Below are 24,026 nucleotides of genomic sequence, written 5' to 3' on the forward strand. Positions count from 1 at the left end.
CTGGTAGTAATCCGTACTGAACATATTATACATTATTTTCAGTATAGTTGAGCTTATTATTGACTAGAGTCATGCTCTACTTCAGGTGGGAGTAGAAGTATTGGTAGGGCTGGGAGCTCCATCGGACTCCGTCCTGCCGACGTCGGCGGCAGCAGGTGCAGTTGCCGGCAGTGTAGGTTCTGGCCCGGCAGGAGGCAACTCCGGTGCCGGTGCGGGCTGAGGCAGAAAGTCGATGACCTCCCAAGTCTTGGAATCCGGTGAGCTGTAGGCCAGCAGCCACCGTTCGGGCACGGTTTTGACGCGGTCGGGCGAGCGTTGTGTAGCAACAGTTTGTGCCTTTTGGTGGGCCAGGGTGAGCTGGAAGGGATCCCCTTTGCGGCGATAGGGGCGGCGGGATCCCGGCGGATGCACGATTAGGGTGTAGGTACCGCTGAGGTGATGGCCTTCCAGGGTTTCTCCTGAGACTAACAGCAAAGGTTCACGGCGATCTTGGCGGATTTTCACATCCTGCAATTCCAGATGTGCCGACAACCGGTCGCTGCCCACTAAGGATCCCACCGGCCCGGACACATGAGCGATCTGATAGGCGAGGGCCTGCTGCACAATCGGCTTTGGCGGTCTAGGGCTGCAGCCGGCCAGCAGCCCCACCAGCACAATAGCCACAAGGCTAATCGTGCCCCGCAGAACCGATCCCTGGCCCCTCCACCCCGACTTCGGCATCGCTTCTCCTGGGGCCATCAGACGGTAACTAAGGTGGGGTGTTGCTTCAGGTATTCCGTATTCACGCCGGACTCGCGGGTGAGAGCCACCAGGCCGGTACGGGCGATCTCGCGGATGCCAAAGCTGGTCAACATCTTGATGATGGCCACCATTTTGCCGGGATCCCCGGTTACCTCGAGAGTCAAAGACTCCTCTGCCACATCCACAATCCGGGCGCGAAACATTTGGGCCACATCCATAATGGCGGAGCGGGTATCGGGGCTGGCATTGACCTTGACCAGCATCAGCTCCCGTTCCACGCAGGGAACATGGGTGATATCGGTAACTTTCAGCACGTCGATGAGCTTGTAGAGCTGCTTCGTCATCTGCTCCACATCGTGTTCATCTCCCTGCACCACCATGGTGATGCGAGAGATCCCCGGTCGTTCGGTGGGGCCAACGGTGAGGCTGTCGATGTTAAAGCCGCGACGGGCAAACATCCCCGCAATGCGGGTTAAAACGCCAGGCTGATCCTGCACGAGGGCGCTGAGGGTGTGTTTCACGGCAACCAGAGGTAAAGAAAAAGCTGAGAAGAGGTTGGGGAAGCACCTGGGAATAACAATACCCTGAGGAAATTCTACGCCAACTTTGCCGGAATGTTTTTCGCATTGCTCCGGTCGGAGCACAGCTGCAGAGCCGGCGCCCTAGAGAAAGACAGCGCAGCCGTTAACTCTCCAAAGACCCGCGCGTAACCCCCAATTGGCTGTGTAGCTTCAGCTCCTGCCACAGTTGGGATCCGCTGAGTTGACCTTGTAGGAGTTGCTGATAGCGGTGCAGGGTTTGTTGGATCTCGGCGGGGGATTCATGCAAAAATTCGATGCGCAGATAGCGCAGGCCCAAGGCCAATAATTTCGGCACATATTCTGCCCCCGTTTGGGCCTTGCCGTTGTAGAGGGTATTCCGACAGCCGGCATCGGCCTTCAAAATGTGCTCGACATTGGCCCTGTCCCTCAGCTTCACCTCGTGTTTTTCACATGGGCGACCACAATTGGTGTAATCCGTTCCGCTGGATAAAAAGGCGCAAAAGACGCAGTGCTCCATGTGGAACAGGGGCATGTGTTGATGAAGGGTAACCTCGTACCCACCAGCGGGGCCGGCTTGCAGCAGGGATCCCAGTTGCTCATGGTTGAGGTCATAGGAAGCCGTCAAGCGCTCTAGGTTGTAGCGGGTTTTGAGATAGTGGGCCGTGATGGGATTGGCCACATTCAAGGAAAAATCCCCAATGCAGCGCTGCCCGGCAAAGAAACGGAGATGATCGTAATTTCTCACCAAGTAGCCATCGGCTCCGCCGACCAACACTTGCTTTAGGATCCAGGTTTCTCCTGGCTTGGTGATGCGGGGCGGAGCGACCCACAGTTCCACCTCGGGATGGGTGGCTTTGGTTGTGCGGATCACCCCCCGATAGCGGCGGGGATCCTCAAACTCCAGATAGATCTGCCTAATACCGCTGGCTATCGCCGCCGGCAGTTGTGCCGGATCCCGCACCAACACCACCAACTGCGGGGATCCCCTTTCGGGCTCCTCCTGAGAAGGCACCAGATCTTGCCAGTGAGCTTCGGGATTGAGTTGCCAGCGCGGGGGCTGAGCTCGCAGAGCTTGTAGGCGTTCCACCGCTTGTCGGCGCATCTGGTTGAGCAGGCTCACCGGCAGCATTACCTCCCCCTGCAAGGCATTGTGCAGGGATCCCAACTTGAAGGGAGTGGAGCCCAAACGGCCCAGTTGCTGTCGCAGTTTTTCGGTGGTGAGGGGTTGGCGGTGGGCAGCTTCCAGGGGCAGCGGCGAATCCACCTGCACCGTATGGCCTTGCTCATCCCGCAGGATCAGCGTCAGCGGGGATCCCACTTGGCCGTGAACCTCCATGTGGACAGGCCGCTGAAAGCGGGGGTGATCCCCGGCGTAGCTTTGGCGCAGGCGCTTTTCCAGTTCCGGGTCGCTGGTCTTCCAGAGGCGATCCCCCACCCGCAGACGTTTGAGATCAATGACCCCCTCTCCAAAGCTGAGCCAGGCCAGCCCCTGCTTCTCTTGCACCCGGTAAACTCGCCCCCCCTGCTCCGGCAACTCCGGCTGCCCCTGGTCAAACACCACGCCGTCCCCGGCTTTGAGGGGTGCCTCCAGCCGGATCCCCACCTGATCCTGTTGGATCCCCACCACTTGCCCCAGGTAAACCCCCCGTTTCTTGCCAAACCGCGCGTGCACCAGCTCCTGGTTGTTGATGCCCCGCAGCCAGCCTGTGTAGAGCCCACGAGAAAAGCTCATCTCCAGCTCGTAGCGTTCCTGTTGCGAGGGCTGCCACGGCTGTCCCACCCCCAGCGCATCCAACGCCTGCCGATACACCCGCGTTACATTGGCTACATATTCTGGGGATTTCAGCCGGCCCTCAATTTTCAGACAGCGGATCCCCAGCTTCACCAGCTCCGGCAGCACCTCCAGCCCGGCCAAATCTTGAGGGCTGAGCAGATACCGCTTCTCCCCCAAGTCGCGGCGGATCCCGTCTACCACCAGCTCATAGGGCATGCGGCAGGCTTGGGCACATTCCCCCCGATTGGCCGAACGCCCCCCCAGCGCCTCGCTGGTCAGACATTGCCCCGAGTAGGCCACGCACAACGCCCCATGCACAAAGACCTCCAGAGATAGGGAGGATCCCTTCTCTTGCAGATAGGCCTGGATCTGGGCGATTTCCTGGAGGGAACATTCCCGCGCCAGCACCACCACCTCACAGCCCAGCTCAGCGGCAAACTCCGCTCCCACTCCACTGGTGATGGTCATTTGCGTGGAAGCATGGATGGGGAAATCGGGGGAAAGATGCCGGATCAGGCGGGCGATGCCAATATCCTGCACAATCACCGCATCCACCCCCGCCGCAATCATCGAGCGGATGTATCCCTCGGCTTCCGTCAGCTCCCTTGGAAAAACCAGAGTATTCAAAGTAACATAGCCCCGTACCCCCCGCCGGTGCAGCCAGGCCATCAGTTCCGGCAAATCCGCTTCCGTAAAGTTGCGGGCGCGCATCCGGGCGTTGAAGCGCTCCAGCCCAAAGTAAATGGCATCGGCTCCGTTTTCCACTGCCGCCTTGGCACACTCCCAATCCCCCGCCGGGGCCAGCAGCAGGGGCAACTTGGTGGTCAGAGGCGGCGCCTCAAAGTGATCCGTTTCCGCGAAATCTATCCCAGCAGCTTTCATCGGAAGACAGCCCCACAAAGAGAACAAGGGATCCTTTCCCATTCAAAATCAAAAAACCTGAGAGCAGGAGCCCCTTGTCTCAGGTCAAGCTGCCTCTGCCGGCGGCCTCTTAACAAAAAACTCGTTCCGTCCGCAAAGGGTCTAGCTAAGAAGCCACCAGCACATTCAGGATCCCGGTGAGGACGGCGCTGAACAAAGCCAACGTTAGGTAGCGGCCAACAGCCGGGTTGTCACCCAGCAGCCGATCGGAAGCGCTGATGGTGAAAAACAAAGACCAGGCCTGAGTAGCGTTGATGGTCTCAAATTGGTTGAATTCAGCGGTGAAGATCTTAGCCATGACTCAATGCTCCCTACAGCTGTGGGTTCGCACCCCTACCTTAACAAAAGTTAACAGCAGCTGCCACGTTTGCGCGGCTACATCAGGACACCGCCGAACAAGGCTGGAATAGGCAGCGTTTTATGGGAGAGCTGGGTACACAACCCTCGGAGGGATCTGCATCTAGCGTGGATCAGTTGTATGCGACTCCGTATATAGTATTGGGTGATGCGGGATCCCCACCCAAAATAGGGGCTTTGCCCCTCGACAGAGGTCGAGCAGATGTTCTAACCTTGGCTTCTAGGGTGGCCCAAGAGCGCTCTTCAAGATAGGTGTGCCGGGGTGTTGTCAGCGATGGCCAACCGGGATCCTAAGGCTGAGAGTGTGCCGCATCGCTAGCCTAAGCCCTGTTGAGCGGGTTTAATCTAGGCAGCTTTTGATTTGCCCCAGGCTGTTGGTTAGTACTTAGGAAGCTGACCCCATAGCAACCAGAACAAGGCGCGATGCCGGGAGTTGAGATGAGAATGACGCGTTGTAATGTAGTATCGCCTGTGCGCTCCCTCTGCCGCTGTGCAGCTCAGGTGGGCGGCGTAGCCGGGATCCTGATCGGAACAGCTTGGGGGGGCTTGGCTGTAACTCCCGTTTGGGCTCAGGAGAATGCCCTACTGGCTCAGGCTGCGGCAGGCCCCATGAGCCGGCAAGAGGTGGCGGAGCGGCTAAATCTGGTGCCTGTTTTTGCCATTGTGTCTCAGAACGGCACCCCCGTTGTCGCCAATGTGGAGCGAGATGGCCGCACCATCCAAGTGGTTTCCTTCTGGCTGGATCAAGCCCAAGCCCAACAAATGTTGGAGCAGGTGAAAGCCAGCAACCCCGAGATAGCCAGTCAAGCCCGGGTGGTGCCTCTCTCGCTGGGGTATGCCTACGAAAAATCGGAAGAGGAGCGCGCCAAGAATAGTGACCTGTATTTTGAGGTGGTGCCTCGGGCTTCTGATGTGGAAGCAGCCAAGCAGGTGCTGAAGGAAACCGGTCAAGATGTGCCTGCAGAAGCGATTGGTGTGCCTCTGTTCTATGGCCGCTCCGGAGAGGGGCTGCTGACCATCGAGCAGGATGGCCATGAGGTGGTGCCCTTCTTCTTCGACCGCAACGATTTGCGGAGGGCTTTGGATCGGGCAGCGGCGCAGAACCCGGATGTGGTTGGGAAAACCCAGATTGAAGTGACCTCGCTGGCCATTGTGGTAGAGCGTATGCTGGCCCCCGACGCGCAGGCCGATGTGCAGAAAATTGCCTTTATCCCCTCTCGCTCGGCGCTGGAGTATATCCAATCCCTGGCCCGGCCTGCCAATCCTTCTGCAAGTCCCCAGCCTCAGCGTTAACCTAAGCCCCTGATGGGATCCCAGTCTGCTCTGGTGAAGCGGTTAACAGAGTGGCGTGCCCAAGCCCTGAGGGCGGCAAAAGCGGCTGGGATCCCTGCCGAGGAAGTTGAGATTTTGCTCAAAGAACGGCTGGGGTGGGGGCCATTGGAGCGGTTGATGGGTCGCGCTCCGGCTGGGGAGGGGGATCCCCTGGAGGAGGTGCAGGCCCTTTGGCGGCAAAGGGTGGAAGAGCGCATCCCCCTACAGTACCTGTTGGGCAAAGTTGAGTGGGCGGGCTTGAGCTTGCGGGTGACGCCGGCGGTGCTGATCCCACGCCCGGAGACCGAGCTGCTGGTGGAGCAGGCTTCCCTTTGGCTACAGGCCAATCCTCTGCCGCCGGGATCCTGTTTTGCCGACCTGGGTACAGGCAGCGGGGCGATTGCCATTGCGTTGGCCCATCAGCACCCCCAGTTGCGGCTTCTGGCCGTGGATTCTAGCCCAGAGGCCTTGGCTATTGCAGCAGACAATGTGGCAGCCCACCATCTGCAGGAGCGGGTGAAGTTGCTGCTGGGATCCTGGTTTGTGCCCTTGGATCCCTGGCGAGGACGGCTGCGCGGCCTGGTTTCCAACCCTCCCTACATTCCCTCTGCTGAGCTGGCCTCGCTCATGCCAGAGGTGCGACTGCACGAGCCACGACAGGCTCTGGATGGCGGAGAAGATGGCCTAGCCCACTTGCAGCTGCTGATTCAAGCAGCACCGGATTACTTGGCCCCGAACTCCTTTTGGGCGGTGGAAGTGATGCGAGGCCAAGCCCCTTGGGTGGCGGAGCAGTTGCAAGCTAGAGGCTGCTATCGGCAGATCCAAGTTCACCGAGATCTGGCCGGGGTTGAACGGGTGGTCAGCGCCCACTTCGTCGGATAGAAAAGGGTAGGATCCCATAAGATAGGGTATTGCCGCAGCCCTATTGCCTCAGCGGGACGTAGTCCTCGCTGTCCAAAACTCAAAGATCCAAACCCAAGGATCTGAACCTCGACGGGATCCCCCGTCTTTCCTTCGGAGCACCTCTTGAGGAAACCCTTGCCTGCAGCCAAACCCGATCCACTCCCCCAGCAAGCTGCCTCTGCCGACAAGCAAGAGGCTGTGGATTGGCAATTTGCTTTTGAACGCTCTGAGGTGATGCGAGCCTTTCAACAAGAGTTGCTCGTCAGCATCGGCCATGAGCTGCGCAATCCCCTCAGCAGCCAGATGGGATCCCTGCAGTTGGTGTTGTCGGATCTATGTGACTCTCCCGAAGAGGAGCGGGAATACCTGCAAAGTGCCAAAGAGGCGGTAGAGCGCCTGATCAAGCTGCTTGAGGAATACACCCGCCTGGCTCGCCATGACCTGCCCATCCAACCTCTGCGACCGGAACCGACCCGACTACGCCCCCTCCTGCAGGATGTGTACAGCCTAACTCGCCTACAGGCCCAGGATCAGGGCATTCGCTACGAATGGCCGGCCCTACAACCCACCTCGGCCTTTGAGGTGCCCCTTCTCCCCGACAGCCTCACCGTTTGGGCGGATCCCCACGGCTTGGTACAGGCGCTTCTGGGAGTGTGTCGCTGGGGCATCCGCACCCTACGCTACGGTTCGATGGCTTTGCACCCCTATCCCACCGCAGAAGAAGAGGGGCGACTGTGCCTGGGGTGGAACCTTGAGGGGCGATGCCATGTGCCCATTCAAACAGAGGGCTGTGCCGTCTGGCGGGTAAGCGAGCGGCTCCTGAGAGAAATGGGAGGCCAGCTGGAACTCTGCGAAAGCGGCCCCTACCGAGTTGGCATCAAGGTGACCCTGCGCCTCGCCCATTGAACCCCAGGCCAGAGGGACTTGGGCCTATCGGCTTCTCAAAGCTGGCCAGTTGGCATCTGCCCTCTTGATCAAGCCGGGGATGTCGCGCTCCCAGTTACGCTGTACCCGCTGGTTGGCGTTCAGGTACAGCTTGTCATCGACGATTTTCCAGGCAAAGGGATCCACCGGGTAAAGGTAGTTGTGGGCCACGGCCCAGGCACAAAACCCGCCGTACTGGGGGGCAAAGCGCTCTGGGTTGTTGCGAAACCGCTCTCGATTGTCGGCGCTGGCAAACCTCCAGGTTACCCCTCCCCACTCCCATTCATACTCTGGGGATCCCTTGACCGGCTTGCCGTCGATGAAATAGGCCACCGGGTCATAGCCCCGCAGGGCCAGGCCGTCCGTCGCAAAAAAAGGGCCTGGGGATCCCTCCTCGGCAGCCCCAACAACCTGTCCTTGGGCTGGGCGAGACAGGAGCCAAGCTGGGTGAGAAGCAACAGCTCCAACCATCAGCAGCAGCGAGAGCAAAACCCAACGATTTTTGACCATCACGACCTCCCAAGTCCTCAATCGAAAATCGAAATGAGCAAGAAAGCCTTACTCTTCCCCTTCAGGTTCCAAAAGACATCTGACAAAAGACATCTGAGGAGATGCTGGCTTCCGGGGACTGGGAACAGTTTGGCCACAGCGAGGAGATTTGCCTGTGATTTGGATCTCGGAGATCTAAAAAAGCTCAACCTTCTCGGCGCAGGGCCAATTCGGCCCGATCCAGTTGCATTAGCACCCGCTCCACCTTTTCGGGGTTGAGAGGTCGACTGGAAGTGCGGTACTGGGAGGCCAGCGTGTTAAACACCGTGCGCAAAGTGGTAAAAGACTGCAGCTTATCGTAGCGATGGCCGTGGTAGCGCCCAGAAAACTCCTGGATGGCTTGCATGGCTTCCGCTCGCGCCTCTTCCGGGTTCATCAGGGGATCCCCTTCTGAAAGGACGGTGCGTAGGGTTTGGATCAGGGTCATGCTGTCTTCGTAATACTTGCCGGTGAGACGGGCAGCCTGAGCAACTGAGCTCGCTGAGCCCAGCAAAAGGGCTACAGACAGGAGCAGGCTGACAAGACGCCGAAAAAAAGTTTTGAGCATGGGGAACCTAATGTAACTTACTTTTAAGCATAAGCCACAGCAACACCGGAAGAGGAGTCACCCAAAAGATGCTGTTCACCCCCTTCAGCGACTTTCTGCAGAAGCTGGGCCAGTACGGATCCCATTGGACAATGTTAGCCCTGATCTTGGGGTTTGCCTGTGCTCACAGCGGACTGGCCTACTTGCGGCCCTGGGGGGAAAGCTGGCTGGGATCCCGTCTGTACCGCATCTTCTTTGCTCTGGTGAGCCTCAGTTTGGCACCGCTGTTGCTCATCTATTTTTTCAACCACCGCTACGACGGGGTGATTCTCTGGGATCTCCAAGCCGTCCCAGGCATTCGCACCACCGTTGCTCTTTTGTCTGCCCTCTCTTTTTTCTTTTTGTATCCGGCCACCTTCAACTTGCTGGAGATCGCCGCCATTCGCAAGCCGGAGATCCACCTGTTTGAAACCGGGATCATCCGCATCACCCGTCATCCGCAAATGGTGGGCCAGGTGATCTGGTGTGTAGCCCATACCCTTTGGATTGGCTCCAGCTTTATGGTGGTGACCTCGCTTGGGCTCATTGCCTACCACCTGTTTGCCGTTTGGCATGGGGATCACCGCCTGGAGCGGAAATACGGGCAGGCCTTCCGCGATCTCAAGGCGCGTACCTCGGTGATCCCCGGCTTGGCCATTCTGCAGAAGCGACAGCAACTGCGCCCCCAAGAGTTTTTTCGCTGGGCCTATCTGGGGGTATTCAGCTTTGTATTGATTCTTTATGCTTTCCATCCCCAAATGGTTTCTGCAGCCAGCCAAGTTGCCTGGTAGCATGATCCCAAAGAACTTCTTTAGTTTGGGAGTGATGGCCTTGCAAGTTGCTTTAGATGCTTTTAATCAAGAACTTTTGACAAGTGATGGGTTGGTTTTGGTGGATTTCGGCGCCCCTTGGTGTGGCCTGTGTCGCTTCATTCAGCCGATTACCGACCGTCTCGTAGCCGAGTGGGGAGGGGCGGTCAAAGTACTGCGGGTGAATGTAGACGACAATTTTTGGCTGCCGCGCCGCTATCGGGTGCGCTCTTTGCCAACCCTAATTTTGTTTGAGAAAGGTCAAGAAGTGCAAAGGCTGGAGCACTTCGCCAGCCGCGATGAGGTGCTTCGCCGCTGCGAGCAGTTGTTTCTTGACCACCTGCGCTACCTGGGTTCGGGAGCCTGCTCATCCTCGTTTGAGCCCCAAGCCCCGCCGCCCGGCGTGTAGAGGGTGATCACGTCGCCGGCTTTTAGGGAGCGGCTGATTTTGCCAGGCAAGGGATCCCCGTTGAGGAGGTTGATCCCCACTTGGCCTGGCCCGCCTCCCTGTTCTCCTTGGGGGGCATAGTGGCGCCGCTCGGTGAGCAGGGAGAGGGTGCAATCCTGCAAAGTCTGGATGGAGCGGATTAGCCCCCAGCCGCCCCGCTGTTGGCCATGGCCGCCGGAATCCTGGCGTAGCTCGTAGCGCAGTACCCGCAGGGGATACTCCAGCTCCAGAGCCTCGATGGGGGTGTTGAGGGTATTGCTCATGCCCACATGCACTCCGTCCAAACCCGGTCGTTGCCGGCTGGCCCCCTGACCACCTCCCAGGGTTTCGTAGTAGGTGAAGTGGCGGTTGCCCAGCACACAGTTGTTCATGGTGCCCTGCCCCTGAGCGATGCTCCGCAATCCGGCCACGGGAGCCAGAGCTTTGAACACCACATCGGCAATTCGCTGCGAGGTTTCCACATTGCCCGCCACCACTGCTGCCGGAAACTGGGCATTCACCAAGCAGCCGGGCGGCGCCACGATCTCGATGGGATCCTCCAGGCCGACATTGCTGGGGGCCGTGGGATCCAACAGACAACGCAGGGCAAACAACACTGCCGAGCGGGTGACGGCCAGCGGCGCATTCAGGTTTCCCGCCATGGCCGGAGCGGTACCGGTGAAGTCCACCCGCAGCTTCTCGCCCCTGACCTCCACCTGCACCCGAATCTCAAGGGGCGCGGGCGGATCCCCGTAGCCCTCCAACCAATCCTCAGCCGTGTAGATCCCATCGGGCAGAGCCTGAATTTGCGCCCGCATCCGCCGGCGGCTGTATTCGATCACCCCCGCGATCAACTGCCAAGCTTCCTCTTCTCCAAAGCGGGCCAGCAACTCCCGAAACCGGCTCATCCCCACTGCGCTGGCCCCCACCTGGGCCTGCAGATCCCCCCGCCGCTGCTCGGCATTGCGCACATTGGCCAGGATTAGGCGCAGCAGATCCTCCTGCCAGTACAACTCTCCTTCTAGAGAGAGCCCAGCCAGCCGTACCGGCGGGATCACCAGCCCCTCTTGCCAAAGTTCTGTGGAGTCGGCGGGCATGGAGCCAGGGCGCATCCCTCCAATATCAGCGTGATGAGCACGGTTCACAGCATAGGCGCAAATCCGGTCGGGATCCCTCCAGCCGGGAATGGCCGCGACCACCGTAACGTCCGGCAGATGGGATCCCCCCTGGTAGGGATCGTTGAGGAGAAACACATCTCCGGGTCGCGGGTTGGCTGCCACCACCGCTCGCACCGCCTGCGAAAGGGCGCCCAAATGCACCGGGATGTGAGCTGCCTGGGCAATGCAAGCCCCTTGCGCGTCAAACAGAGCTGTGGAGCAATCCCGCCGCTCCTTGATGTTGGCCGAATAAGAACCGCGGATGAGGCGGGCTCCCATCTCTTCGGCAATCCCCGCCAGAGCGTTGGCCATGACCTGCAACCGGATGGGATTGGAGACAGGATAGTTGCTATCCATATCCCTCAAAGCCTACGCCCCAGCCAAACGGCCACCCTGCGGATCCCTTGCCAGAACTGCAAACGACGTTGCCAGCGGGCAAGGGTATGGCGATTCTCGCGCAGACGATCCCGCAGACGCAGCAACTCAGCGGGAGTGGGAGCCAAGGCCTGTTGAGCTGCTTCTCGCCAATCGGCCATGGCCTGCTCTGTGACCCCAAGAGCCGAGCGCAGCTTCAAAATGACAGGAATGAGAGCAACCAGGGCCAAAAACAGCAAGCCGTTGAGGCCGCAAACTGCCCAGACAGCCCATCCCGAACTCCAATTGGCATTCACAGAGAGCTCCGGGTAGGGATCCCGACAAGGCTCACTGCTGCTGCAGCATCAAGGGGCGCAACACCCGGCCATCCCCCACCACAACCACCGTTGACAGCACCTGCTCACCACGGCGGAAGGTAATCGGCACCGATTGGCCTACCGGGGTATTTTGGATGATCTGCTGCACATGTTGCACGGAGGTGACCCGCTGCCCATCCACTCCAATCAAAATATCGCCCTGGGCCAGACCGGCTCGTTGAGCAGGACCATCCTGGAGCAAGCCGACCACCTGCACCCCCTGAACTCGAAGTGCGGGGCCGAACAGACGACGGCTGATGGCGCTCTGGGCTTGCTCGCCGTTCACCGTTTCAATGGCAACTCCAATGAAGCCGTTGCCGACAGCATAGGAGGCAGGCGACCACTGAACCCCGAAGCTGTTGGCGTCGCTGCTGACCTGAACCGTGGAGCCGTGGTGGTTGTAAGCTTCACCCCCAACCGAGTCGCAGGGGTAGGCCACAACTGCATCTGCCAGCAAGAAGGAGATGGGCAGGGCTAGGGCAAGCTTGAACAGATGGGTTGGTTTCTGCATGGTTCGACCCTGGAAACGGTGAAGTAGAAATGAGCTTGAATCCGCGAAGCACTTGGGTGGATGCACCAGCCAGGTGTGGGCAGCTTGCACCGCCCCTCCCTCAGTGATAAACCCAAAATCGCCAACTGTCGATAGGCTTGGCCGTGCTTCTGGGCTGGATCCCAAGGTTTTGCCGGCCTTCCTGTAGCAATTCTTCAAGGTCTTGGGATCCCTGGCAGCACTGGGTTGGCTCGGCGGGGCTCACAAACCGGCAAAGCGATCGGTGGCTTCCAGGAGGGCGGTGCGGATTCCGGGCTCGGTGATGGAATGGCCAGCATCGGGGATCATCCGAAACTCTGCTTCTGGCCAAGCCTGATGCAGCTCCCAAGCAGAGATGGGCGGGCACACCACGTCGTAGCGCCCCTGGACGATCACCGCCGGCAGATGCCGCAGCCGTCCCACCCCCCTGAGGAGCTGATCCTCCGGATCCAAAAAACCGCCGTGGACAAAGTAATGGCACTCAATGCGGGCAAAGGCCTCGGCAAACTCTCCTCGACCAAAGCGCTCGATGAGCTCTGGGCTGGGGATCAACTTGCTGGTGCTGGCCTCCCAGACGGACCAGGCGCGAGCTGCCCTCAGCCGTACCTGGGGATCTGGGTCGTTTAGGCGGCGGTGGTAGGCTGCCAGCAGGTCATCCCGCTCTTCGGGAGGGATCGGCTCCAGGTAATGTTCCCAAGCGTCGGGGAAAAAGTAGCCGGCCCCCGACTGGTAAAACCAGCGGAGCTCAAAAGGGCGCAAGAGAAAAATGCCCCGCAAGACAAACCCTAGGCAGGATTGGGGGTGGGTTTGCCCATAGGCCAGGGCAAGGGCACTGCCCCAGCTGCCCCCGAACACAAACCAGCGATCAATGCCCAGATGCTGGCGCAACTTCTCGATATCCGCCACCAGATCCCAGGTGGTGTTCTCCCGCAGCTCGGCATAGGGGCGACTTTTCCCGCAGCCCCGCTGATCGAACAGCACCACCCGCCAGCGGCTGGGATCGAAATACTGCCGGTAGATGGGATCGATCCCACCTCCAGGCCCCCCGTGCAAAAACACCACCGGCTTGCCTGCCGGGTTGCCGCACTGCTCGTAGTACAGGGTGTGGAGGGAGGAAACCGCCAGAAAACCTTGATCGTAGGGCTCGATGGGGGGATAGAGATCGCGCGACATAACTTGAAGCTCTGCTGGTCATCACTCTCAGGGTCTGCGCAGGGCAATGGTGGCCTTGGGCGGGATCCCTTCCTGAAAGGTCTCGCCATCCGCGGCCAGGATGACAAATTGCAGCTCCTGACCCGGCTGGGCGCCCAAATTGCTCCAGGGGATGGCCACCTCCAAACAGGCATCCACCACCGCCTTCACTTGATGGCCGATGGCGTGCCAGGTGTGGTACTCCCCTGCCTGCAAGAGCTGGGCTTGCACCTCTGCCGGATGCTGGCCGGTGCCGGGAGGCGGCAGTGACAACCGCAACAGGTGGCGGTAGTGGTAGTTGAGAGGGGCTTCTGCCGGCAATCCCTGCAGGGGAATGGGGCTGTTGACGGTGACGCGGTTGGGGTAGAACCACAGCACCAGCAATTGCCTGGGCCGCTGCACCACCGAGTTAAAATCCAGCCGCAGGTAGAGGTTGAAGTGATCGAACCCGTACCAGAGGCGACGAACAATGCTGTTGCGGTGCATGGTGCCTCGGGCCGCTCCAATCTCCACCCGCCCGGCTTGGCTCCACTCCCGTTCTGCCGGACGACCGTTGATGGCCGGGTGGATAAACCCCTGCGGCAGGCGATCCCCTAGGCCGTCATGATCCTCCAGGGGAAATTGCAGCACGGTCGGCACCGCCTCTCCCAAAGCAGTGTAGAGCGCCTGCAGGTGCTCCCGAAACAACTGGTCGAAAACGGCATCATGGGCGGAGGAGTGGCCTGCCCCAAACCACCAGAACCAATCGGATCCCTCGGCGGCCCAGAGGGCTTCCCAGGCTTGGGGATTGGCGCGGGGATGATCCTGAATCACCTGGCGGGCCTGAGCCAAGAGCTCCCAAGCGCGGTTTTTCACCGGATCCCCAATCCAGGTGGTGAAGTCCGCCTCGATCCAGGAGCCGCTGTGAAGTTGCTCTGCCGGCAAAAACTCGGTGGGCGGAAACTGATCCAGAAACTCCGAAACGGTCACCAGCCGCAGGGAGGAGTGCTGGCTGAGGCGGGTGTAAAGGTTTTCCAAGAAGGGCCTGCCATCCTGGGGGTAGTACTCCCAGCAGTTTTCCCCATCCAGAGCGATGGTCACCAGCCAGGGCTGCTCCTGGGGCAGGCGGTTGCGGATGCTCTCCAGATGGCCGATGAGATCTTTGGCGGCAGCATCGGCGGGCATGGCGCTGTAGCTGAAGCCGATCAAATCCGAAAGGCGGTGATCCCGAAAGACGATGGCCAGATCCCCCCGCTCGGTTTCCAGGCGGTAGGGGCGGTAGAGCTTCTCCGGCTCCAGAATGTGGCCCTGCCCATCGCGGTGAAACGGTTGACCCAGGCTCCACCCCAAAACCCCTTCGTCGGAGATGATCCACTCAAAGCCCTGTTTTTGCACAATCGGCACAATGGCAGGGCTTACGGATTGCTCGGAAGGCCACAGGCCCCGCGGATCCCGGCCAAAGCGCTCCCGATAGATCTGCTTAGCCCGCTCCAGTTGGCTGTGGACATCCTGCTCCCAGTGAAAGGGGTAGCGAGGCAAAGGCAACCCTGGCCGAGCCACCCGCGCCGAGCGCTCGCTCACCAACAGGGGCAAGATGGGGTGGGTATAGGGGCTGGTGGTCAGCTCCAGTTGGCCGTTGCTCTGCAGTTTGGCGTGTTGGGGCAAGATGGCGCCGAGGATCTGTTGTTGCTTGGCGTAGATCCGCTGCCGATCCGCCAGGGTAAAACCGGATCCCATTTTGATCCAGCCCTCAATCTCAGGATCCTCCTGAAAGAGGGGATCAAACCAAGACAGGTTGTGCCAGGCCAGCAGATCGCTGAAGTCCTGCGGAGTCCAGTACTGCAGACACCAGTTCACCCCCTGAGATTCCCGTTGGTTGTAGAGCTGCCGGTAACGGGGGTAGGGCTCGATCATGGTGGGGTAGTGGCTGTCGAAAAAACGCTCGACCACAAAGCGCAGTTGATCGGGGCCGAGCTTTTCGACAGGGGATAGGGTCAGTTCCAGGTAAGGATCAAAAGCCGAGCCGGCCACATACTCTTCGATTTGCACAATCAGGGAGGGCACCAAGTTGACCGTTTGGTGCAAGCGGGGATAGCGCTCCAGCAGCAAGACCAAGTCCAGGTAATCTTTGATCCCGTGTAGGCGCACCCAAGGCATGCGATATTTACCCGCCACCGGACTTTTGTAGAGGGGTTGGTGTTGGTGCCAAACCAGGGCGACGTGCAGCGGGTAAGTCATGGGCGGTACGGGATCCAACCATCACCCGGATACTAGCCCATCTGTCTGGCTGGCGATCGTAAGAAACTCTTGAATGTCTGAGCGCTGCCGGTGTCGATGGCGGTGGGGAAAAGCTTGCCATTCGGCAGATTCCTCAGGAGAATGGCGGCAAATGGAAGAGCTGAGCCATGACTGCCGCTACCCACCTTCTGGAACAGTCGATCGTTGTCTTTTCCCAAAACTATTTGCCCATCAGCCGGGTCAATATCAAGCGGGCAATCGTGCTGCTGCTAACAGGCAAAGCCGAACCGCTCTCGATGATGAATGTGCCGGTGTGGAAGGTGCGCTCCCCCAGCCAGGTCATTGAAGTGCCCGAACATATTCGCCTGACCATCAAGGGCAAAGAGCGCGCTTGGCGCGTGCCCCCTGTGAATCGGCGGGAGGTTTTGCGGCGGGATCACCACACCTGCCAGTATTGTGGCAGCACCCACAATCTGACCTTGGATCATGTCGTGCCCCTCTCCAAAGGGGGATCCCACAGTTGGGACAATGTGGTGACGGCTTGCGAACGCTGCAATCAACGCAAGGGCAACCGCACCCCTGAAGAAGCCAACATGCCCCTGCGCAGCAAACCCCGTGCCCCTCTCCACCCGACGGTGGCTTTTGCGGAGCAGTTCTGGCGCGAACACCAAAGTCGGCAAGAGTGACATCCTCCCGGCGCTCATCCTATGGACAGAGCGCGGGCCACCCTTCCCGTCAGCAGGACGGAGTCCTTACCTCGCGGTCGGGCATTCCTGCCCCACGCCACTTGTCTGGGTCTACAACCCCCGACAGAACAACTGGACAGGCGGTTCCCCTTCCCCAGCCTCCCCCCTAGGCACTGCCAGCTCGCAAAACAACCTCTAACCCACCCAGCACAGTTCCCAAGGCTGAGGCTGAGTCCCGATGCACCCGGTACCGGCATTCAGGGCACTGAGGCCCCCCGACAGCCCAGCTGTTGCTAACCATCCCCCAGCACTTGCAACCGATTTGGCCGCTTCCTTTTGGGTCAACCTTGGCAAAGTCCACCCCACCCTTCCAGCAAACCCACTCCAGAAGGCAGAGAATCTATCCCCAGGCAGCCTCGACGCAATCCTTGGGCAACATCCCCCTTGCCCAGCCCTTGGCCTTGAGGTCTTCCACAAAGATCTTCCACAAAGAAAAGATAGAGAGGGTCTGCCCTCGGTCTCAACGCCAATGGGCCCTCTGGAAATGAAACTCTTGGCAACCATTGGCAATGCCCTGCTGCATCCTGGCAACCTGCAGTGGTGCTCTCTTCCAGTGGCAAGACCCCTGCTGTTTTCTCGCCCCCCTGGGTTGCAGCCTTCTCAGCTGGCCTTGCAGGGCTTTGAAGCCCTTGGGCCGTTCCCAAAAGCGCCCTCTGAAGTCGTCAGGAATTGCTCCAAAACCAGGTCAATCCCCGTCGTCCGCCCGTGAGCTGGTTTGTTGGGAGGCATCTGGATAAGCCCAGTACTTGTAGGTTACCGCCAGCATAAGTAGGCTTTACTACAGATTTCGCTCAGGGGTATGGCGGGGATCCATGTATCCCAGTGCTCACCCTGCGGCTAGAGCATGGGACCTATTGCCCCCGCACCCCCGTTAGTTAAAATTGTTGGTACTAGAACTGTAAGGCACAGCTTCTTCTAGCTTTGTCCAGGTTTGCGGCTGAGCTACAGGTGCTCTGTTGTGGGCAAAGGGAACTTGCGCCTCGGCTGCAGCAAGCAAGATGGGGGTTGGCTTCCTGCTCAGCAGGTTTTGGGAAAGGTTGAAGGTTGTAAGTTGGCTCAGAAAAGGACTGGGTGTTTTGGGGCAGATGAAAAGTAGCTTAGTGCAGCTCGATTATCGAGTTTATAAGTTGGCGCGGCTGTTGAGCGAATATTTGGAGTTGGGGAAATGGGTTGCCCTGTCTGCTGGCTCGCTGGGTGAAGAGCCTTCTGGCAACGAACATCAAGCCTGGCTGCACAAATTTTCAGTTTACTTGTCAGAGCAGGCTCCTTGCCCTGGCCTCAAGGATCGGGATCCCGTAGGCTAGGTAGGCCCTCCCCTGCTGCACTCAACATCCTGCTGCACTCAACATGTGGATCCCTTCTTGGTGGCCGAAGCTCAGTTTTCAGGTTTGGCTGATCTTTATCGGTCGGCTGCTTTCCCAAACTGGAACCGGCTTTACCTTGTTTTATGCCAGTCTCTTTTTTGTGAATCAGGTGGGGCTGACCGCCACCCAAGTGGGCCTGGGGCTAGGCATTATGGCTTTTGCCGGGGTGTTTGGCCGCATCCTGGGCGGCTCGATGGCCGATGGAGCTTGGGGGCGCCGTTCCACTTTGATCCTCTCTCTGGCTATTTCCACCTTGGGGTCGTTTGGGTTTGCGCTCTCCTATGACTTCTGGAGTTTTGCCCTGGCCAATATGGCTGCAGGCTTGGGGCAGGGGTTGTACTGGCCGCCTGCGGAAGCGATTGTAGCAGATCTAACCACTCGTGAGCAGCGCAACGAAGCCTACGCTCTCAACCGTCTGGGGGATAACCTGGGCCTCAGCCTTGGGGTGGCTATGGCCAGCACGCTGGTGGCTCTGACGGGGGCCTATCGGCTCTTGTTTGTAATCGACGGTGTCACTTTTCTAATCTTTCTGGCAGTACTTTGGTTTTTTATCCGGGAAACTCGGGCGACTTGTCCGGCAGCAGAGCCTGTGTTGGCAGGTTGGAAAACCGCCCTTAGAGATCGCTCCCTTTTGGTGTTTGGCCTGTCGAATATCCTGTTCACCACCTATGTGGCCCAGCTCAGCAGCAGCATGCCCCTTTACTTCCGCAATGGGGTAGGGATCCCAGAGGTGCAAATCGGCATTTTGTTTGCCTTGCATGGGGCCTTGATCGCTCTGCTGCAGATGCCGGTGGCCCGTTGGTTGAATCGCCGGACGCGCATCCAAGGGTTGCAGGGATCCGCCCTGATGTGGGGGGTAGGATTTCTCTTGGTTTGGCTTAGCGGTCTGGCGGCGGGATTGGGGTCGGTGGTGGCAGTCTTGGCGCTGGCGGTGCTCTCTTTGGCGTTGGTGAGCTACAACCCCTCTGCCTCTGCTTTGGTGGCGGATTTGGCACCGGATCACTTGCGGGGAGTGTATCTGTCGGTCAACTCTCTTTGTTGGTCGGCGGGGTTTGCCCTTGGCCCGATGATTGGGGGGATGGCCTTGGACTTGCCGCAACCGTGGGCAAGCGGGCTGTGGATCTTTTGGGTGATCACCGTCAGTTGGGTTTGGGGGATCCTCCGCTTTCTAAACCGCATTCTGCCCTGCAAGGTGAATAGGGCCGCAGTGCCTCCGGTGATGGAGCCCGCTCCCCTCGGTGACGCAGAACGCTAGAGCCCAGGAAAGAAGCAGATTTTGGGATCCCAGTCTTGGCCAACAGCTGGTTAGAGTATGGATGTCGAACAGGAAGGCTAGTTCTGCTCTTGTACCCTGCAATTTGGTCTCAACGGTGGAGGATCTGAATCATGAGCTTGATTGGCAATATCATCTGGCTAATCTTCGGGGGTTTGCTGACAGGTTTGGGCTACATCTTAGGAGGACTGAGCCTTTGCCTGACAATCATCGGCATTCCCTTTGGCTGGCAGAGCATCAAACTGGGGTTTGCAGTGCTTGCCCCCTTCGGAAAGGAAGTGGTGGAGTATCCCGATGCCAACAGCCCGCTGCTGCTGATCTTTAACGTCATCTGGCTATTGCTGTTTGGCTGGCCGTTGGTGCTTAACCATCTCTTCTGGGCTGTGATTCTGGCAATCACCATTGTTGGGATCCCCTTTGCCAAACAACACATGAAGTTAATTATTTTGTCGTTGTTGCCCTTTGGCCGAGATCTGCGCTGAGAAAGTGGGTGAACCTAGATTGTGGGTTTATTGAGGGGTACGGCCAAACTGGTTATTAGGCATTTCTCACTTGGGATGCAGGAGAGTTTTCTGTCGGGTTGTCAGGATTTGGGGTTGCCAATTGCCAAGGCTGCTCTCGGAGTTGCTCTATTGAACCATCGTCAAACTATTGGTAATGACTTGCCTCGTGTAATTTCCCCAAGTTTGAGCGGCTATGCTGCTGCTTCCTCGTGTTGGGCTAGAGTCATCATTGCCCAGCCAAATGCCGGTCACCAGGGGAGGGTTGGGCGTGTAGCCGATAAAGAGCAGATCCTTGTTGGCGGTGGTGGTGCCGGTTTTACCGGCTTCTCCAATGCCGAGCCGGGCAGTAGTACCGGTGCCGGAGCTGATCACCCCTTGCAGTACGGTTGTCATCTGTTGGGCGACGGTTTCTGGTAAGACAAGTCGCTGAGAACGGGGATCCTCCCGACCAGGGTAAATCTCACGGCAGGTGCGAAAGTCGTTGGGGTTGGCGCAATCGCTGCTATCCAAGATGCGGCGGATGGTGTGGGGCCTTGACCAAAGGCCACGATTGGCAAAAGGAGTGAAGGCCGCTGTCAACTCCAGCAAGTTCACCTCCATGGTGCCGATCACCATAGAAGGATAGGGTTGCAACGGTGATTGGATGCCCATTTGCCGGGCCGTCGCCACCACTTGCTCTAGACCGACTTGTTGGGCCAACCGCAGGGCAATCACGTTTTCGGAGAGGATCAGGCCGCGGGCCAAATCCATAGGGGCCGATCCCGAGCGACAGCCCCGAAAGGTGAGGTTGCCCCAGGTGAGGGGCTCGCAAGACAACACTTGGGAGAGAGGGATCCCCTGGGTGAGGGCAGCCGCATAGGTGAACACTTTGAAGGTGGAGCCCGGCTGCCTTTGAGCTTGGGTAGCCCGGTTGAAGGGGCTGGCGTTGTAGTCGATCCCGCCCACCAAAGCCAGCACTTCACCGTTGCGGCTGTCGAGACTGACCAAAGCGCCTTGGCTGAAGCCCAAGCGGGATCCGGACTCGCGCACCGTTTGGGCCAGGACTTGCTCTGCCAAACGCTGGTAGGGCAAATGCACCGTGGTTTCGATGATGAAGTTGCCCTCTGCCGAGAGGTCTTGGCCCAAGAGCTGCCGCAGCTCCTGGAAGACGGCACTGTAAAAGTAGGGAGCAACTGTCGAGGTTTGGGAGCGCAAATGGGGGTTGAGGGTGAGGCGACTGCGCCGGGCCCGCCGAATCTCCTCTTCGGGGAAGACTTTCAGCTCGCTCAGGCGATCCAACACCCGATCCCGGCCCCGAACGGCGGCATCATAGTTGGCGACAGGGTTAAAGGCATTGGGCGCGGGCAAAATGGCCGCCAGAGTCGCAGCTTCGGAAAGGCTGAGCTGGCGGCTTGGGATCCCGAAATAGAACTGGGCAGCAGTCTCAAAGCCGTAGATGCCGTTGCCCAGGTAAACATTGTTGAGGTAGAGAGCGAGGATTTCGTCTTTGCTGTAGCGCTGTTCCAGCTTCAGGGCGGCGACGGCCTCCCGCAGCTTGCGCCCGAAGGTGTTGCCGGAGCCGGTGTAGTCCCGCAGCACGGTGCGGGCCAGTTGTTGGCTGATGGAGCTGCCCCCCTGCTGCACTTCCCCCGAGCGCAGGTTCACCCAGAAGGCGCGGGCAATGCCCAGCAGATCCACCCCAAAGTGGGAGTAAAAGCGGTGATCTTCAGCGGCGACCACCACCTTGGGCAAAATCGGCCCAAAAGCTTCCAGGTCGGGCAGCTCCCGGTAGGTGTCCCCCTGATGGCGGCGCAGCTCCGTCTGCTGATCCCCGGCCAGGACGATCAGGGGGTTGCGATCTGCGGAGAGGGGTGGCTCCACTGAGAACTTGCTCCACTCATGGCCGATCCAAATCCTCGCCCCCAGCCCCAAGACCACCATCAGGATGAGGCAGCCGCGCACCCCATACACCTGTGGTGGGGGTGGATCCAGCACTTGAATCCAGACGCTCTCCGGATCCCGAGGCGGGCCAAGGCTCAGTTGCTGGCCATGCCGCAAGATCACCCGGCGCACCCGCTCGACACCACCGAAGGGTTTGAGGCGGAAAACGCCGTTGGTCGAGTCTTGATCTTCTAGCTGGTAGCGACCGGCATTCCACCCCAGCCAGTAGAGAATAGGGGGCAACGGGATCCGCCAACCCAGACCGGGCAGGCGCCAATCCGGGCGGGGACGGATGTGGGCGTGGAGATGGCTCACCGCGGGGGCAGGGATGCGAATGGTGGCCACCGTCTGGCTGCGACCGAGAATGTCGGATCCCTTCAGGGCAACCACTCGAGGGGGCTCTCCCGGGCAGGTAATCCGCAGGCGCACCGGGCGCTTGGGGGGAGGAGGTTCGGGGGGTTTGAGGAGAGCCGTAGGCCCGATAGGGAAGGGCCTGGCCAGGGTTTTGAAGAAGCGAGCGACGGTGCCCAACAGCGGCTTTTTGTCTTCAGAAGCAGACATGGCTCAGTCCCCCCGCAATTCGCGCGCACGGCGCAGCAGCTCCTGCATGGTCTGGCCGGGAAGAGGGCCGCCTGCTGCTGAATTGAGGTTACGGGCCTTGGGAGGCCGGGCAACAGGGGCAGCCGGGGGTAGGGTGGGAGAGGAGACAGGAGAAGGGGGTGGAGCACCGCTGGGCAGCGTGGGATCCCAGAGGGCCATGTAAAGATGGCCTTGGGCGTTGCGTTCGATCCTGCCGGCCCAGGGGCCAACGCGGAATTGCACTCGCCCGGAACGTCCCTCGCGCACAGCCTGCAGTTCTCGCTGCAGTTGAGCAGGCAAGGGGGCTTGCAGCATATCCTCCAAGAGGCCTTCCACTTGCGGGGTGGGTACGCCATCGGTGACGGTAGCTTCGGTTTGCCGCAGGGCCAGGCTGGATTCGTCGTAGGTGAGGCCCAAGTCCACCCCGCCAAAGCGGTACAGGTCGTACACGGTATTGGGCCAAGCGCCCTGCCCCTGCTGGCTGGGGGATCCCAGGCTGGCCCGTACCGTCTCGCGGGAAGTCTCCAGGGGAAAGGCGCGAAACACCGGCTCGCTCCTGTTGTAGGGTTCCAGCTCCGGTGCCGGGTCCCGCCGTTTGCTCCGCTCTGAAGCCAAAACAAGGGGCTCAGGGACAAGCTCCCCAGGCATAGGATGGACATTCTCTGGGGCAATGGGATCTTCCACTGCCGGACGAGATCCTGGCCCGGAAACACGGGGGGCCGAGGGGCGCTGCAGCAACTGTCCCCATTGCCAACTCACCAAAACCCAGCCCAGCAGCCCGCCCATCAGAAAGGGAATCAGGCGCACCCAAAGCAGGGATCCCCCGTTCTCGACCTCCGTGGCCGCCGTCAGGGGCCTGAGCCGCAGAGTACCGGCTGTAACCAAGGACGGCGCAGCGGCAGGGAGACCTCCAGAAAGTGGGCCAGAGGCAGCCTCTTCCGACGAGGCGACTGGGACCTGAGGGGCAATAGATCCCTGTGCTCTGGCTTGAATGTGCTCCAGCTCCGTCAACACGTTAGCCACCGATTGCGGGCGGGCGGCAGGATCTTTGGCCAGGCAACCGAGGATCAAGTCAGACAAACCGGCGGGCAGCGGAAACTTCAGTCCCCAGTCTTCTAGAGGGATGGGCCGGTGCTTGTGGTGGGCCTGGTACCAGCCCGGGAAAGATTCGGTGGTGGGCTTGAGGGGCATCTGGCCAGACACCATCTGGTACAGCATGATCCCGAAGCTGTAGATATCGGAACGGACGTCCAGCGGCAACCCTTCCAGCTGTTCCGGGGAAGAATAGGCCAGCGTTCCCAGGTAGGCATGGGTAAAGCTCAAAGATTCATGGCTGTTGAGCAGCTTGGCAATGCCGAAATCCACCAGCTTCGCCAGTTCCCCAAAACTGTCATCGGCCACCACGATCACATTGGCCGGCTTCAAATCGCGGTGGATCACCTGTACCCTTTGCCCTTCCATGAGGATCCCCTCGTGGGCCGCCTTTAACCCCAGGCCAATTTGGCGGGCCAGCCGGAAAAAGCGCTCCAAAGGCAAAGCCCCCGCGGCCAGAATATCCTTGAGGGTCTTGCCGTTCAGGTATTCCATCACATAGAAAGGCACCTCATCGGGGGTAAGGCCATAGTCATTGACTTTGACAATGTGCAGGCTTTTTTGGCCCAAAGCCGCGCAGGCTTTCGCTTCCCGTTCAAAGCGCAGGCGGGTGCGCTGATCCATTGCCGGCTGGGAAAGCAGCTTGACAGCCACTTCCACCCCACCAAAGAGCAAATCTTGAGCCAAATAGACTCGCCCCATGCCCCCCTGTCCCAGCAGATGTACGAGTCGATAACGCTGAGCCAAGAGGCGACCCAAAAAGGGATCCGACGCAGTAAACATAGGGAATCGCGGCGGTACGGAGAACAGGTTTGCAAGAGTCTCGAAGGGATCCGGCAGGAGCGGGCTACCTCTACCATAAGCACTGGAGCCGTCATAGGCCATGCTCGCCGCCGTCAAT

General features: G+C 59.5%; 22 protein-coding genes. 9 read left to right on the plus strand and 13 right to left on the minus strand.

The window, feature by feature from the left end; translation table 11 throughout:
* Positions 1-81: 81 nt before the first annotated feature.
* The 4 genes from NW834_RS00005 to NW834_RS00020 all read right to left on the minus strand — a co-directional run bounded on the left by NW834_RS00005 (position 82) and on the right by NW834_RS00020 (position 4,276).
* On the minus strand, positions 82-720 hold the full coding sequence (locus tag NW834_RS00005; protein ID WP_414419076.1) for a hypothetical protein: 639 nt from the start codon (positions 718-720) through the stop codon (positions 82-84).
* Between the two features lie 17 nt (positions 721-737).
* On the minus strand, positions 738-1,262 hold the full coding sequence (gene ilvN / locus NW834_RS00010; RefSeq protein WP_011432604.1) for an acetolactate synthase small subunit: 525 nt from the start codon (positions 1,260-1,262) through the stop codon (positions 738-740).
* A gap of 163 nt (positions 1,263-1,425) precedes the next feature.
* The gene (locus NW834_RS00015; RefSeq protein ID WP_414419075.1) at positions 1,426-3,939 is read right to left on the minus strand and encodes a peptidase U32 family protein; all 2,514 of its coding nucleotides are present in this window, start codon (positions 3,937-3,939) and stop codon (positions 1,426-1,428) included.
* Positions 3,940-4,084: 145 nt separating this feature from the next.
* Complete coding sequence (locus NW834_RS00020; protein ID WP_011432601.1) at positions 4,085-4,276, minus strand: hypothetical protein; 192 nt, start codon at positions 4,274-4,276, stop codon at positions 4,085-4,087.
* Positions 4,277-4,779: 503 nt separating this feature from the next.
* Here NW834_RS00020 and NW834_RS00025 point away from each other — a divergent pair.
* The 3 genes from NW834_RS00025 to NW834_RS00035 all read left to right on the plus strand — a co-directional run bounded on the left by NW834_RS00025 (position 4,780) and on the right by NW834_RS00035 (position 7,455).
* Positions 4,780-5,628 carry a Tic22 family protein gene (locus tag NW834_RS00025; RefSeq protein ID WP_414406836.1) on the plus strand — a complete coding sequence of 283 codons (849 nt, stop codon included), beginning with the start codon at positions 4,780-4,782 and terminating at the stop codon, positions 5,626-5,628.
* A 12-nt stretch (positions 5,629-5,640) separates the two neighbouring features.
* A complete protein-coding gene (gene prmC, locus NW834_RS00030; protein ID WP_414419074.1) occupies positions 5,641-6,528 on the plus strand; it encodes a peptide chain release factor N(5)-glutamine methyltransferase in 888 nt (295 codons plus the stop codon).
* Between the two features lie 156 nt (positions 6,529-6,684).
* Positions 6,685-7,455: a sensor histidine kinase gene (locus NW834_RS00035; RefSeq protein WP_414419073.1), complete on the plus strand. Its 771-nt coding sequence runs from the start codon at positions 6,685-6,687 to the stop codon at positions 7,453-7,455.
* Positions 7,456-7,479: 24 nt separating this feature from the next.
* Here the strand turns inward: NW834_RS00035 and NW834_RS00040 are convergent, their stop codons facing one another.
* Positions 7,480-7,944, minus strand: coding sequence for a YHS domain-containing (seleno)protein (locus tag NW834_RS00040; protein WP_414419078.1), 465 nt, complete (start codon positions 7,942-7,944; stop codon positions 7,480-7,482).
* A gap of 223 nt (positions 7,945-8,167) precedes the next feature.
* Entirely contained in the window at positions 8,168-8,569 is a 402-nt protein-coding gene (gene psb27, locus NW834_RS00045; RefSeq protein ID WP_414419072.1) for a photosystem II protein Psb27, read from the minus strand.
* 68 nt (positions 8,570-8,637) lie between these two features.
* Between psb27 and NW834_RS00050 the strand changes: the two genes are divergently transcribed.
* The gene (locus tag NW834_RS00050) at positions 8,638-9,378 is read left to right on the plus strand and encodes an NnrU family protein (RefSeq protein ID WP_414419071.1); all 741 of its coding nucleotides are present in this window, start codon (positions 8,638-8,640) and stop codon (positions 9,376-9,378) included.
* A gap of 34 nt (positions 9,379-9,412) precedes the next feature.
* A complete protein-coding gene (locus tag NW834_RS00055) occupies positions 9,413-9,805 on the plus strand; it encodes a thioredoxin family protein (RefSeq protein WP_041437173.1) in 393 nt (130 codons plus the stop codon).
* On the opposite strand, the gene NW834_RS00060 is transcribed toward NW834_RS00055, so the two are convergent.
* The 5 genes from NW834_RS00060 to NW834_RS00080 all read right to left on the minus strand — a co-directional run bounded on the left by NW834_RS00060 (position 9,742) and on the right by NW834_RS00080 (position 15,648).
* Complete coding sequence (locus tag NW834_RS00060) at positions 9,742-11,337, minus strand: hydantoinase B/oxoprolinase family protein (protein WP_414419070.1); 1,596 nt, start codon at positions 11,335-11,337, stop codon at positions 9,742-9,744. The genes NW834_RS00055 and NW834_RS00060 overlap by 64 nt on opposite strands.
* 5 nt (positions 11,338-11,342) lie before the next feature.
* Positions 11,343-11,651: a hypothetical protein gene (locus tag NW834_RS00065; RefSeq protein WP_414329349.1), complete on the minus strand. Its 309-nt coding sequence runs from the start codon at positions 11,649-11,651 to the stop codon at positions 11,343-11,345.
* Between the two features lie 31 nt (positions 11,652-11,682).
* The gene (locus tag NW834_RS00070) at positions 11,683-12,222 is read right to left on the minus strand and encodes a PDZ domain-containing protein (RefSeq protein ID WP_238376905.1); all 540 of its coding nucleotides are present in this window, start codon (positions 12,220-12,222) and stop codon (positions 11,683-11,685) included.
* Between the two features lie 240 nt (positions 12,223-12,462).
* Positions 12,463-13,413, minus strand: coding sequence for a prolyl aminopeptidase (pip, locus tag NW834_RS00075; protein WP_414329348.1), 951 nt, complete (start codon positions 13,411-13,413; stop codon positions 12,463-12,465).
* 27 nt (positions 13,414-13,440) lie between these two features.
* Positions 13,441-15,648, minus strand: a complete 2,208-nt coding sequence (locus NW834_RS00080; RefSeq protein WP_414419069.1) for a glycoside hydrolase — start codon at positions 15,646-15,648, stop codon at positions 13,441-13,443.
* A gap of 167 nt (positions 15,649-15,815) precedes the next feature.
* Between NW834_RS00080 and NW834_RS00085 the strand changes: the two genes are divergently transcribed.
* The 4 genes from NW834_RS00085 to NW834_RS00100 all read left to right on the plus strand — a co-directional run bounded on the left by NW834_RS00085 (position 15,816) and on the right by NW834_RS00100 (position 19,513).
* The gene (locus NW834_RS00085) at positions 15,816-16,334 is read left to right on the plus strand and encodes an HNH endonuclease (RefSeq protein ID WP_414350223.1); all 519 of its coding nucleotides are present in this window, start codon (positions 15,816-15,818) and stop codon (positions 16,332-16,334) included.
* 1,145 nt (positions 16,335-17,479) lie between these two features.
* A complete protein-coding gene (locus tag NW834_RS00090; protein ID WP_414331694.1) occupies positions 17,480-17,698 on the plus strand; it encodes a hypothetical protein in 219 nt (72 codons plus the stop codon).
* Between the two features lie 43 nt (positions 17,699-17,741).
* On the plus strand, positions 17,742-19,013 hold the full coding sequence (locus NW834_RS00095) for an MDR family MFS transporter (protein WP_414419068.1): 1,272 nt from the start codon (positions 17,742-17,744) through the stop codon (positions 19,011-19,013).
* 131 nt (positions 19,014-19,144) lie between these two features.
* Positions 19,145-19,513, plus strand: a complete 369-nt coding sequence (locus NW834_RS00100) for a YccF domain-containing protein (RefSeq protein WP_414343163.1) — start codon at positions 19,145-19,147, stop codon at positions 19,511-19,513.
* Between the two features lie 147 nt (positions 19,514-19,660).
* Here NW834_RS00100 and NW834_RS00105 read toward each other — a convergent pair whose 3' ends face one another.
* Together NW834_RS00105 and NW834_RS00110 are read right to left on the minus strand one after the other, a co-directional pair.
* Positions 19,661-22,015, minus strand: a complete 2,355-nt coding sequence (locus NW834_RS00105) for a transglycosylase domain-containing protein (protein ID WP_414419067.1) — start codon at positions 22,013-22,015, stop codon at positions 19,661-19,663.
* Positions 22,016-22,018: 3 nt separating this feature from the next.
* On the minus strand, positions 22,019-23,908 hold the full coding sequence (locus NW834_RS00110) for a serine/threonine-protein kinase (protein ID WP_414419066.1): 1,890 nt from the start codon (positions 23,906-23,908) through the stop codon (positions 22,019-22,021).
* Positions 23,909-24,026: the final 118 nt, after the last annotated feature.

It is taken from the genome of Synechococcus sp. R60.1, assembly GCF_047461835.1.
Classification (GTDB): domain Bacteria; phylum Cyanobacteriota; class Cyanobacteriia; order Thermostichales; family Thermostichaceae; genus Thermostichus.

Excerpts from the sequence above, each read along its gene's own strand:
- NW834_RS00105 (WP_414419067.1), bottom strand. The coding sequence starts at position 22,015 with ATGTCTGCTTCTGAAGACAAAAAGCCGCTGTTGGGCACCGTCGCTCGC.
- NW834_RS00100 (WP_414343163.1), top strand. The coding sequence starts at position 19,145 with ATGAGCTTGATTGGCAATATCATCTGGCTAATCTTCGGGGGTTTGCTG.
- NW834_RS00110 (WP_414419066.1), bottom strand. The coding sequence starts at position 23,908 with ATGTTTACTGCGTCGGATCCCTTTTTGGGTCGCCTCTTGGCTCAGCGT.
- NW834_RS00015 (WP_414419075.1), bottom strand. The coding sequence starts at position 3,939 with ATGAAAGCTGCTGGGATAGATTTCGCGGAAACGGATCACTTTGAGGCG.
- NW834_RS00090 (WP_414331694.1), top strand. The coding sequence starts at position 17,480 with ATGAAAAGTAGCTTAGTGCAGCTCGATTATCGAGTTTATAAGTTGGCG.
- NW834_RS00050 (WP_414419071.1), top strand. The coding sequence starts at position 8,638 with ATGCTGTTCACCCCCTTCAGCGACTTTCTGCAGAAGCTGGGCCAGTAC.
- NW834_RS00005 (WP_414419076.1), bottom strand. The coding sequence starts at position 720 with ATGCCGAAGTCGGGGTGGAGGGGCCAGGGATCGGTTCTGCGGGGCACG.
- NW834_RS00025 (WP_414406836.1), top strand. The coding sequence starts at position 4,780 with ATGACGCGTTGTAATGTAGTATCGCCTGTGCGCTCCCTCTGCCGCTGT.
- psb27 (WP_414419072.1), bottom strand. The coding sequence starts at position 8,569 with ATGCTCAAAACTTTTTTTCGGCGTCTTGTCAGCCTGCTCCTGTCTGTA.
- NW834_RS00020 (WP_011432601.1), bottom strand. The coding sequence starts at position 4,276 with ATGGCTAAGATCTTCACCGCTGAATTCAACCAATTTGAGACCATCAAC.
- NW834_RS00095 (WP_414419068.1), top strand. The coding sequence starts at position 17,742 with ATGTGGATCCCTTCTTGGTGGCCGAAGCTCAGTTTTCAGGTTTGGCTG.
- prmC (WP_414419074.1), top strand. The coding sequence starts at position 5,641 with ATGGGATCCCAGTCTGCTCTGGTGAAGCGGTTAACAGAGTGGCGTGCC.
- NW834_RS00040 (WP_414419078.1), bottom strand. The coding sequence starts at position 7,944 with ATGGTTGGAGCTGTTGCTTCTCACCCAGCTTGGCTCCTGTCTCGCCCA.
- NW834_RS00070 (WP_238376905.1), bottom strand. The coding sequence starts at position 12,222 with ATGCAGAAACCAACCCATCTGTTCAAGCTTGCCCTAGCCCTGCCCATC.
- NW834_RS00085 (WP_414350223.1), top strand. The coding sequence starts at position 15,816 with ATGACTGCCGCTACCCACCTTCTGGAACAGTCGATCGTTGTCTTTTCC.
- pip (WP_414329348.1), bottom strand. The coding sequence starts at position 13,413 with ATGTCGCGCGATCTCTATCCCCCCATCGAGCCCTACGATCAAGGTTTT.
- NW834_RS00060 (WP_414419070.1), bottom strand. The coding sequence starts at position 11,337 with ATGGATAGCAACTATCCTGTCTCCAATCCCATCCGGTTGCAGGTCATG.
- NW834_RS00080 (WP_414419069.1), bottom strand. The coding sequence starts at position 15,648 with ATGACTTACCCGCTGCACGTCGCCCTGGTTTGGCACCAACACCAACCC.
- NW834_RS00055 (WP_041437173.1), top strand. The coding sequence starts at position 9,413 with ATGGCCTTGCAAGTTGCTTTAGATGCTTTTAATCAAGAACTTTTGACA.